This window comes from Candidatus Cryosericum odellii, assembly GCF_003570935.1.
GTDB classification, from domain to species: domain Bacteria; phylum Caldisericota; class Caldisericia; order Cryosericales; family Cryosericaceae; genus Cryosericum; species Cryosericum odellii.
Genome location: NZ_QXIU01000142.1, coordinates 1 through 9,866 on the forward strand (window position 1 = coordinate 1; position 9,866 = coordinate 9,866).

Here is a 9,866-nt window from a genome sequence, read left to right on the forward strand (position 1 = left end):
ACGGTCTGCTCGTCATCCATGACCAGGAGGCGGCTGGTGGCGGAGGAAGGTTTCCCCTCCGGCTTCGCGAGCTGGGCTTGGGTCACAGGTCCATTGGCGACAGGCATGCACAGCCAGACCGTCGTTCCCTTGTCTGCAACCGACTCGATAAGCAGGTCTCCCCCATGTCGTCTGGCGATGGACCGTGCCGTCGAGAGACCGACCCCGTGTCCTGATGGCTTTGTCGTGAAGAAGGGATCGAACAGGAGCTTCATATCTTCCGGGGCGATGCCGGAACCGCTATCTGCTATGCGGATGACGACGTAGTCTCCGGGTGCGGCGATGCCGAAGGGATGCTCCTCCGACACGGTCTGACAGCGAAGAGCAATGTCCAGTGTGCCCCCCGACAGCATCGCGTCCCGCGCGTTCAGGATAATGTTCTGCACGACCTGAAACAACTGGTTGCGGTCAGCTTCCACGGCGGGCAGGATTCCATCGACACTCACTTGTAGTGCGATACCTGAGCCGCTGAGGACGAATCTCGCCACTTCCCGGACGATGGACTCGACGTCGACGTTCTCCTTGACTGGGGCGCCACCACGGGAGAAGGTCAACAACTGGCTGGCGAGAGCCTGAGCACGGTCCACTGCTACGCGCGCAACCTCCAGGTGGTGCTGCGACTCAGCAGGTTCCTCCAGAGACGAGTCTGCCAGGGAGATGCTTCCCTTGACGACTGTCAGAACGTTGTTGAAGTCGTGGGCGATACCAGCGGCCAGCGTGCCCAGCGATGCCAGGGCCTCATTGTGCAGCAACTCATGTTCCATGCGAAGCCGATCGGTGATGTCCCGGGCGATGTAGAAGGTGCCTGTCGGCTGTCCGTTGTCCCAGAGGCGCTGGCCGCTCAGATCCAGGGTTCGGCGGTTCCCATCACGTGTCAGAACGTCGATGGTCCTTGCCACACTGTCCCCGCTTCCGATTTCATCGTTGGCCCTGAGCATGAACTCGCGGCTGTCCGGGCTGACGATGTCAAGGATGCTGCGACCAAGCAGGTCGTTCTCTTTGTACCCAAGAACCGAGCATGCGGACTGGTTGACAAGGGTCACCTTGCCACTTGAGTCCAGTGCGAAGATGAGGTCGTGTGCGTGGTCGAAGTAGTCATGCAGTCGTGTCCGATCCCGCTCCAATTCCTCAGCCATCCGGTCCTTGTCCTGCTGAGTCTGTTGCAGCGACTCCAGGGTTGTGTTGACATCTGTGGCAAGCTGCGAGAGTTCGTCTGAGCCGGGCAGGTGCACGCGCAGTGAGAGGTCACTGGTATGACCGACCTCAGTCACCTGATGACCCAGCGAAGCAATTCTCCTTATGAACGTACGGTTCACGACGAGCAGGCCGAGGCCCAACAGCAGGACAACTATGATGCTGGTGGCTGCAACAACTATGTGCTTCAGCTGGGCGATTTCGGCAGACTGAGTGCGCTTTGCGGTCGTCGAGAGGAGGAGAGTAGTACTTCCAGAGAGGTCAGTGAGCTTCGTGAATCCGCGGACCTCGTCTGTTCCTGCCGGCAGACCGATGGTGGGCTGTCCCGCCGAGAGCAGGGCGAGCGCCTGTGACTCGACAGTTTCTGGCTGGACTTGACCAGCAGGCTGGAGGGTCACGCTCCCGCCGACCGTCTCAGCCATACTGGCAAAGGAGGCATCATCGAGATCCCGCACGAAGACCAGCACTCCCCGTACCGGGCCGGTGCTAGCGCTTGTCAGGATGGGGCGCGCAGCTACGAATGCCACATGTCCGCCAACAAGCATGTAGCCGGTGAGGCCAGGCTGACGCAGTGCCCGCGTCAACAGCGCTGTCCCGGGTCCAAACTGCGCGATGAGGTCCGATGGAGCGTCATCCGGCGTCTGGCTTCCGGTCTCGGCGGAGCTGACATAGACGACCTTGCCGCTTGTGTCCAGAAACACCATGGTACTCACATCTATCGTGGCCAGACTGCTGGGGGTAAGGTTCGAGTCTGCATACGCGGTGTTGTGGTCGAGGACAAATTGATACGTATCGTCCCAGTAGGCCCAGTCGGAGCAGGTGCTCCCCAGCGTCTCAAGAGAGTAGATCAAGTACGAACGTGCTCGCAAGACCTGGCGTTCGACGTTCTGACTGTCGAGGCGGGCATACGTTCTGTCGATGGTCACGCCAGTTAGTACGTAGAACGCCGCGACGAAGACGGTCAAGCCAACGAGAGCAATTATGAGCAGTCTGGTGCGCAGCTTCACAGGATCAGTATAGAAGTGAAGGCGCAGCGTACAAACGCTCGAGGTTTATCGTCTGTCTCGCCAGCCCTTTGGGATTTTTGTCTCAAAGGGCTGGTCATTGCACAACAAAGGCACACGAGATAGGACCCTTTGTCGCCTGCTGATGAACTGCCTATGGAATGTTTTTCTGAGGGATCTTGTTTACTCTACGCCAGCTTCTTGGACCAGAGCCCGTGGACGTTGCAGTAGGCCCTTACCTGAATCAAGTCCTCGATGTTGTGGCCGATATGCATTTCGGGCTTGTCACCTGGTTTCAGCGGTATTCTCATGACTTTGCCGTCTTTCATGAATACTTCGATCCACTCGATGTAATGTTTTTCTTCCATTGGGTGCGGAACAGAGCCGATTTTGATTATAGTTCCGCGCTCTGCCTTTTCGACAACCGGCAGGTGCTTCTCGTTTCCTGCCTCAGTGGATTTTGCGACCATCTTTGTCATTGGCTGCCCGCAACAGACAAGAGTGCCCACTCCCTCATGGGTCATCTCAACGATGTTGCCGCAGATGTCGCACTTGTAAACCTCATACTTCTGTGTCATTCCGTTACCTCCTTGTCTTTCCACAAATTACTGGATCGCTCAAGGCCATCTATAGGCATTATATCACCGTTTGCTGGAACATTATCTTTTTCTTTAGTGTTAAGTAATAATGGCCCACTGTGGCGCGTGGTTTCTCCGGCGCATCAGGCATTCCCCCTGCTCCCCGGTTTCACCCAGGGGATCCCCTGTTTGCACAGTGGGCAGTCGTCGGCGGGCCAAGTCTCGATGGTGAGACGGATGGAGCTCCAGACGGGATACTGGATGAGTTCGGCGCTGCGGTTGACGATGCACGCGATGCCAACGACCTCGCCGCCGCATTCACGGATGACCTTCGCTGTCTCCTCCGACGACTTGCCGGTCGTGACGACATCTTCGCTGATGATGCAGCGCGTACCTTCGGCGATGACAAAGCCGCGGCGCAGCGACATGACACCATTCTCACGTTCCACGAAGATGCCGGGTTTACCCAACTGGCGACCCAGCTCATACGCAACGATGATACCGCCCATGGCGGGTCCCACGATGAGGTCGAAGGGTACCGGGCGGAACTGTTCGGCCGCGACTGCCAGAACGCAAGCCGCGCGGTCGGGGTACTGCAGGAGCCTCGCACATTGGACGTAGCGATCGCTGTGCCTGCCGGACGAGAGCAGGAAGTGGCCTTCGAGCAGCGCCCCAGTTTCCTTGAGTTCGTTCAGAACCAGTTCGTCAGTTGTCATATTCTCCTCCTGAGAGTGTTACAGTTTTGGNNCCCGAGCCCTTTTGTTCAAGGCAAGGGGGTCTCTGTCCCGAGAATGTTACAGACGGTCGCGAGGCTGGTCAGGTGCTCGTCTGCACAGTAGTGTTCCAGACCGTTCACGATGTCGAGCATGGCGGTCGGTTTGATGAAAGTTGCGGTGCCGACCTGCACCGCGGTGGCGCCAGCCATGATGAACTCGAGCGCGTCCTGCCAGGTCGCGATGCCACCGATCCCGACGACCGGGATGTGGATGGCGTTGGCTACCTCCCAGACCATACGCAGGGCGATGGGCTTGATGCACGGACCAGACAGACCGGCGGTCACATTGTCGAAGACAGCCTTGCGGGCGTGGATATCGATTGCCAGGGCCTTGAATGTGTTGACCAGTGAGACGGCATCGGCTCCCGCCTGTTCGCAGGCGACCGCCATTGCCGTGATGTCTTCGGCATTGGGAGACAGCTTGACCATAAGCGGTTTGGCGCAGACAGGCCGGACAGCGGCCACGACACTGGCGGCTACGTCACACTTGATGCCGAAGGCCATGCCGCCTTCGCGCACATTGGGACAGCTGATGTTGAGTTCGATGATGTCGACGCCATCGACATTGGAGAGCAGCCGGACGCCTTCGATGTATTCCTCCAGGTCGCCCCCACCGATGTTGGCAATGATGGCTGTACCCAGCGTACGCATGCGCGGCAGCTCGCGCTCCAGGAAGACGGGGATGCCCGGGTTCTGGAGCCCCACCGAGTTCATCATGCCGGCGGGCGTCTCCCAGACGCGTAGACCAGGGTTGCCCTCGCGCGGGTGCAGGGTGAGGCCCTTGGTGCAGATGCCGCCCAGCCTGCTGACGTCGAAAAACTCGCTGTACTCGGCGCCAAAGCCAAAGGTGCCGGACGCCGCGATGACAGGATTCTTGAGCGTGATACCGCACAGAGTTGTCTCAAGCATGCCAGATCACCTCCGTTGCGTCAAACACCGGACCGTCGGCACAGACGCGCTGGTTGCCGAGGACCGTCGCACACGAACAGACCAGGCAAGCGCCGACACCGCACGCCATATGTGCTTCGAGAGAAGCCTGGCAGGGGACGCTGGCTTCAGCGCACAGGTGTGCCACGCGCGCCATCATGGACATGGGTCCGCATGTCACCACCATGTCATATATATGTGGGTCAAATATCTCGGTACAGAATCCCCTGGTGCCGTCACACCCATCTTCCGTTGCGATTCGTACGTCCACGCCGAGGTTCACGAATTGGGCAACCGCGTAAGGGGCGCTCTTGAAACCAGCGATCACCGTCACATCACCGGAAGGCAGCGTGCGTGCGAGGCAGAACATGGGGGCAATGCCGATGCCGCCGGTCACGATGGCTATCCTGCCGCATAGCTCCTCGGTGTGGAAACCGTGTCCGAGCGGTCCGGTCAGAGCCACTGTGCCTCCTTGCTCGAGGTGCGCCAGCAGTTCGGTTCCCCTGCCGCGTACTTGGTAGAGGAAGCTGACGGTGTCCTCGTCTACGCTGTGGACACTGAGAGGGCGCGCCAGCAGTGGTTCACGTTCCCAGGCGCGCACCATGTAGAATTGACCGGGAGCACCGCCAGTCGTGGTTGCGACGGTCAGACGGTAGACGTCTTCGGTCAGGCGTTCCTGCGAGAGGACCGTCGTCCCTTCTACGTACGCAGGCGACAGGTTGGTCATGTCTGCAGCGCGTTCACGGCAGTGTGGATATCATCCCGCATGCGTTCCGCCTCGGCCCTGGCACAGTCGTCGAAGTGCGCAGCGCCCCCTTCCTGCTTCTTCCATGCCAGCAGGATGCCGCGACTGGAGTTGACGATGCCGCCATTGCCGTTTGTGAGGTACAACGCAACGTCTGCAGCTGTGCCACCCTGAGCGCCGTAGCCGGGGACGAGGAAGAAGACAGTGCTTAGCTGCTGACGCAGAACCTGTGCCTCCTCAACATGGGTGCAGCCGACAACGCCTCCAACACTGCTGTAGCCGCAGGTGCCGATGGTGTGTGTCCCAAGCTCGGCGACACGCCGGCCGACTTCTGTGTAGACGCGGGCGCCGGATTTCTGCTCGAGATACTGGATGTCGACAGCCCCCGGATTGCTGGTGCGAATGAGGACAAAAACGCCCTTGTCATGATCCTGGACCCAGGGCAGCCATGGTTCGATGCTGTCCATGCCCATGTACGGCGAGAGTGTCACGTAGTCGGCCTCGAACTCGCCCTCGAAGTGTGCCTTGGCATACATCTGGGCGGTGGCGGCGATGTCGCCGCGTTTGATGTCCGCGACAGCGATGCAGCCCTTGCCACGAATGTATTGCAGTGTCCTGGCGTATGCGCGCAGCCCCTCCAGCCCCAGTGCCTCGTAGTAGGCGATCTGCAGCTTGAAGCATGCACAGCTCGGCATGGTGGCGTCCACGATACGTCGGTTGAACTGGAACAGGGCCTCGCCGGGACCCGCGAACCCTGCGCGGAACTCCGGCGGCAGATAGTCGAGTGACGTATCCAGGCCGACGCAGACGGGACCGCGCATTGCTACTGCATTAAACAGCTTGTCAACGATCATTGGCGTGCCTCCTGGTTCGATGTGGTGTCATCGTAGACGATCTTTCCCGCCTTGATGGTCATGACTATGCGGCCGACCAGCATCTGGCCGTCAAATGGGGTGTTGTGACCCTTGCTTGCGAATGCCGCTGCGTCGACGGTCCACGGGGTGTTGAGGTTGACAAGCACGAGGTCGCCGTCGTAGCCGGGGGCGATGCAGCCCTTGTTCAGGCCCAGGATTCGTGCTGGATTCGTACTCATGAGCTCAGTAAGCCGTGCGAGCGTGATGTGTCCCGGGCGGACCAGCGTCGTGGTGCAGACGCCGAAGGCAGTCTCCAGACCCACCATGCCGGGAGCGCCGGCGGCTTTGTCATCCGCCGTGTGGGGTGCGTGGTCGGTGGCGATGGCATCGACCCACCCTTGTTCCACGGCATGGATCAGGAAGTCTACATCCTGCTGTGTCCGCAGTGGGGGGTTGACGCGGTAGTTGGTTGCGCTGGTCAGTGCCAGGTGGTGCGGCGTGACTTCACATGTGACCGCCTGCCCTCGTTCCTTGGCTGCGATGACGGCGCGCATGGAGCCTTCGGTGCTCACGTGTGCGATGTGCAGGCGACAGCCGGCTGCGCGTGCCAGCTCGATGTTGCGGTGCGTCATCAGATCTTCGGCCAGACGATAGTCGGTGCCAGAGAGATTCATGTCTTCGCAGTGACACATGACCGTCAGGCCCAGCCTTGCGGCGGCTGTCATCGCCTGCAGCATGACGCGGGCGTCCATGACGTCATGTCCGTCATCGCTGATGATGCGCACGGAATGACCCAGGGTCTCGAGATGGTTGACTGTCACGCCGTCCATGTTCTTCGTGATGGAGGCGCACTGGTGCACGTCGATGAGGCCGATGTCCCTGGCACGCGTGAGGACATCCTTGACCTGCGCATACGTGCTGATGACAGGTTTCGTGTTCGCCATGAGGTTGGCGGCCGTATACCCGCCACGCACGGCTGCATGGCTTCCGCTTGCCAGATCTTCCTTCTGCGTCTGCCCCGGGTCCCTGAAGTGGGCGTGCAGGTCGCAAAAAGCAGGCAGACATGTAAGCCCGCCCGCTTCGACAGCAGCAACACCGTCAGAGGAAAGTCCCTTGCCGACGGCGGTGATGACACCACTCTGGACAAGGATATCCGTTGCTTCGTCATGGGCGGAATCAACCACGTGTGCCCCGTGTATCAGGAGTGATTTGGTGTCAGGTGCCATTGTTCCTCAGTCCTTGCCGACTGTGTAGATCTCGTCGCAGTACTGGCAGCGATACTGGCCGAGTTCACGGTTCACCAGTGTGAAGACCTGCGGTATGTACTTCTCGACGGAGGTGATACAGCGGGGGTTCTTGCACTTGATAACGTCCTCGACGCGCTCGGGCAGCTCGGGCTTCACTTTGCGCACGATGTGCTCGTCTTCGATGACATTGACGGTGACGTTCGGATCGATGAGTGCCAGCATTGTGACATCGAAGTCGACGTTGTTCTCGATCTTGATGATGTCCTTGCGCCCCATGTGNNATGGTCAACATCTCAGCTCGCTCCTAGGAGTTTCGAAATCAGGGCCATGCGCACGAACATGCCGAACTTGGCCTGCTTGAAGTAGTAGGCACGCGGGTCACTATCGACGTCGTAGGCGATCTCCCCGACGCGCGGCAGCGGGTGCATGACGATCATGTCCTTTCGGGCGAGGCGCATCTTTTCGGCATTCAGGATGTAGACGTCCTTGAGGCGGACGTAGTCGTCTTCGTTGAAGAAGCGCTCCTTCTGGACGCGGGTCATGTACAGGATGTCCAGGTCGCCGATGACCTCATCGAGGCGCTCGACCTCCTGGTATGCGATGCCTTTGGCAGTCAGGTCCGCGGTGACGTAGTCGGGGACGCGCAATTCCTTGGGCGAGATGAGCACGAACCGGTTGTCCGGGTAGCGTGAGGCGGCCTTGATAAGTGAGTGGACCGTGCGGCCGAACTTGAGGTCGCCGCAGCAACCGATCGTGAGTCCCGTCAGCTGGTGCTTCACTGAACGGATGGTCAGGAGGTCTGTCAGCGTCTGGGTCGGGTGCAGGTGACCGCCGTCGCCTGCGTTGATGACGGGGACGGGAGAGTACTGGCTGGCGATGCGCGGNNGAGGTTGGTTCGGAGAAGCCGACAACGCTCCCGCCGAGACGGAGCATGGCAGCCTCAAAACTGAAACGGGTACGAGTGGAGGGTTCGTAGAAGAGTGTTGCGAGAATGGAAGAGTCACACAGGTGATTGAATTGAGCGGGAGATTGAATGATCAGGTCAGCGAAGTCGAAAATCTCGTCGAGCTCCCCAGGACTGAAGTCCGTCGGGTCAAGCAGGTGCCTGCCTTTGAGCATACTGTTCCCCCATTGTCTGAGTACCGGGGCACGTAACCCTTTGAGAGTATACGAAGGTCGTCTTTTCGTGCAAGGGGTACCCTTCACAGATCGCTGACACAGATTCTTCTTGGCATTCCTGAGAGTGTGTTTATCATATGTATGGGTCGAAGGTTCCGTCCGCTGGGCATGTCGACCAGAACGTGGACGTCTCGTTGACGGAAGGAACTGCCAAGGCTGACAGGATAGACAAAGAAAAATGGAGGCTGTGATCAGATGAGCATCATCATGAAAGGTTCCGAAGTGGCTGCTGCGATGAAGGAAGAACTGCTGCGTGAAGTGGAGAAGCTTGCCCGGAAGGGAATTGTCCCGCAACTTGGCATCGTGAGGGTCGGCGCGCGGCCGGACGATCTGGCGTATGAGCGTGGTGCCATCAAGAAGATGGGGGGCGTAGGCATTCGCTGCAAAGTGATCGAGTTGTCAGAATCGATTGGTCAGGCAGATTTTGAACAAGAGTTCTCGGCTGTCGACAACAATCCTGATATCCACGGTATCCTGCTGTTCAGGCCCCTCCCCAGACAGCTGGACGAACAATCAGTCAGGAACATGATCAATCCGAAAAAAGATATCGACTGTATGAGCCCCGTCAATATTGCGAAAGTATTCTCGGGAGATGAAAGTGGTTTTGCTCCCTGCACAGCCGAAGCCGTCATGGAAGTCCTGGCTCACTATGCCATTGACGTGAGAGGCAAGCGCGTAACGGTGGTTGGCAGAAGCATGGTGGTCGGAAAGCCCCTCTCCATGTTGCTGCTCAAGAAGAACGCGACTGTCACCATCTGCCATACGAAGACCATCGATCTTGAGGAAACCTGCCGTAATGCGGAGATCCTCGTCGCCGCTGCGGGCAAGGCCGCCATGATCACGGCAGATTTCGTCTCCGAAAACAGTGTTGTTGTCGACGTCGGCATTAACGTTGGCAGCGATGGCAAACTGTGTGGAGACGTGGATTTTGACGCAGTTGTAGCAAAAGTCGCCTCTATTACGCCAGTCCCCGGCGGCGTGGGGGCGGTCACGTCCTCGGTGCTTGCCGAGCATGTGGTGCGCGCGGCCAACTCGTTGAACGGCTTGAGCTGATCAGGGAAGCAGGCGAAGCAGCCCCTTTCGGCTGCTTCGCCTGTGACTCGACCTCCTAGTGATTCACTCTCTTGAGATCGATGAATCCCTTGTCGACGTCTACCGAGAGGAGCTGGACCCGCGTGTGCTGGCCGACATCCAGTCCTTCGAAGCCTTTGACCACCCTGCCTTCAACCGGCACGCTGAGCAGCCGTGCCCACGTTCCCTTGTCGGCAGCGCCAGTGACGATGGCGTCGAACTGTTCTCCGATCCGGGATTCGAGGAGGAGTGC

Annotated in this window: 9 protein-coding genes and 2 pseudogenes; 1 reads left to right on the forward strand and 10 read right to left on the reverse strand. The window is 59.2% G+C overall.

What is annotated here, in order from left to right:
* The 9 genes and pseudogenes from SMC5_RS05880 to SMC5_RS05920 form a co-directional block, all read right to left on the reverse strand.
* Positions 1-2,240, reverse strand: a 2,240-nt coding sequence (locus tag SMC5_RS05880; protein ID WP_119119971.1) for a CHASE4 domain-containing protein, incomplete at its 3' end; no start/stop codon positions are given.
* Between the two features lie 185 nt (positions 2,241-2,425).
* Positions 2,426-2,815, reverse strand: coding sequence for a desulfoferrodoxin (locus tag SMC5_RS05885; RefSeq protein ID WP_119119972.1), 390 nt, complete (start codon positions 2,813-2,815; stop codon positions 2,426-2,428).
* Positions 2,816-2,958: 143 nt separating this feature from the next.
* The gene (gene pyrE / locus SMC5_RS05890) at positions 2,959-3,531 is read right to left on the reverse strand and encodes an orotate phosphoribosyltransferase (RefSeq protein WP_119119973.1); all 573 of its coding nucleotides are present in this window, start codon (positions 3,529-3,531) and stop codon (positions 2,959-2,961) included.
* A gap of 47 nt (positions 3,532-3,578) precedes the next feature.
* Positions 3,579-4,499: a dihydroorotate dehydrogenase gene (locus tag SMC5_RS05895; RefSeq protein ID WP_119119974.1), complete on the reverse strand. Its 921-nt coding sequence runs from the start codon at positions 4,497-4,499 to the stop codon at positions 3,579-3,581.
* Positions 4,492-5,244, reverse strand: a complete 753-nt coding sequence (locus tag SMC5_RS05900) for a dihydroorotate dehydrogenase electron transfer subunit (protein WP_119119975.1) — start codon at positions 5,242-5,244, stop codon at positions 4,492-4,494. Before SMC5_RS05900 ends, SMC5_RS05895 begins: the two co-directional genes overlap by 8 nt.
* Positions 5,241-6,116 carry an orotidine-5'-phosphate decarboxylase gene (gene pyrF / locus SMC5_RS05905; RefSeq protein ID WP_119119976.1) on the reverse strand — a complete coding sequence of 292 codons (876 nt, stop codon included), beginning with the start codon at positions 6,114-6,116 and terminating at the stop codon, positions 5,241-5,243. Before pyrF ends, SMC5_RS05900 begins: the two co-directional genes overlap by 4 nt.
* Positions 6,113-7,342: a dihydroorotase gene (locus SMC5_RS05910; RefSeq protein ID WP_119119977.1), complete on the reverse strand. Its 1,230-nt coding sequence runs from the start codon at positions 7,340-7,342 to the stop codon at positions 6,113-6,115. The genes pyrF and SMC5_RS05910 overlap by 4 nt, the downstream gene beginning before the upstream one ends.
* 6 nt (positions 7,343-7,348) lie before the next feature.
* Positions 7,349-7,639, reverse strand: coding sequence for an aspartate carbamoyltransferase regulatory subunit (locus SMC5_RS05915; RefSeq protein ID WP_119119978.1), 291 nt, complete (start codon positions 7,637-7,639; stop codon positions 7,349-7,351).
* 17 nt (positions 7,640-7,656) lie between these two features.
* Positions 7,657-8,482: pseudogene (locus tag SMC5_RS05920) on the reverse strand (aspartate/ornithine carbamoyltransferase family protein).
* A 255-nt stretch (positions 8,483-8,737) separates the two neighbouring features.
* Between SMC5_RS05920 and SMC5_RS05925 the strand changes: the two are divergent.
* Positions 8,738-9,595, forward strand: a complete 858-nt coding sequence (locus SMC5_RS05925) for a bifunctional 5,10-methylenetetrahydrofolate dehydrogenase/5,10-methenyltetrahydrofolate cyclohydrolase (protein WP_119119979.1) — start codon at positions 8,738-8,740, stop codon at positions 9,593-9,595.
* A gap of 55 nt (positions 9,596-9,650) precedes the next feature.
* On the opposite strand, the pseudogene SMC5_RS05930 reads toward SMC5_RS05925, so the two are convergent.
* Positions 9,651-9,866, reverse strand: a pseudogene (locus SMC5_RS05930) (RNB domain-containing ribonuclease); the annotation flags it as partial.

Coding starts and splice junctions, on each gene's coding strand:
- SMC5_RS05900 (WP_119119975.1), bottom strand. CDS start 5,244: ATGACCAACCTGTCGCCTGCGTACGTAGAAGGGACGACGGTCCTCTCG.
- pyrF (WP_119119976.1), bottom strand. CDS start 6,116: ATGATCGTTGACAAGCTGTTTAATGCAGTAGCAATGCGCGGTCCCGTC.
- SMC5_RS05910 (WP_119119977.1), bottom strand. CDS start 7,342: ATGGCACCTGACACCAAATCACTCCTGATACACGGGGCACACGTGGTT.
- SMC5_RS05885 (WP_119119972.1), bottom strand. CDS start 2,815: ATGACACAGAAGTATGAGGTTTACAAGTGCGACATCTGCGGCAACATC.
- pyrE (WP_119119973.1), bottom strand. CDS start 3,531: ATGACAACTGACGAACTGGTTCTGAACGAACTCAAGGAAACTGGGGCG.
- SMC5_RS05895 (WP_119119974.1), bottom strand. CDS start 4,499: ATGCTTGAGACAACTCTGTGCGGTATCACGCTCAAGAATCCTGTCATC.
- SMC5_RS05915 (WP_119119978.1), bottom strand. CDS start 7,639: ATGGGGCGCAAGGACATCATCAAGATCGAGAACAACGTCGACTTCGAT.
- SMC5_RS05925 (WP_119119979.1), top strand. CDS start 8,738: ATGAGCATCATCATGAAAGGTTCCGAAGTGGCTGCTGCGATGAAGGAA.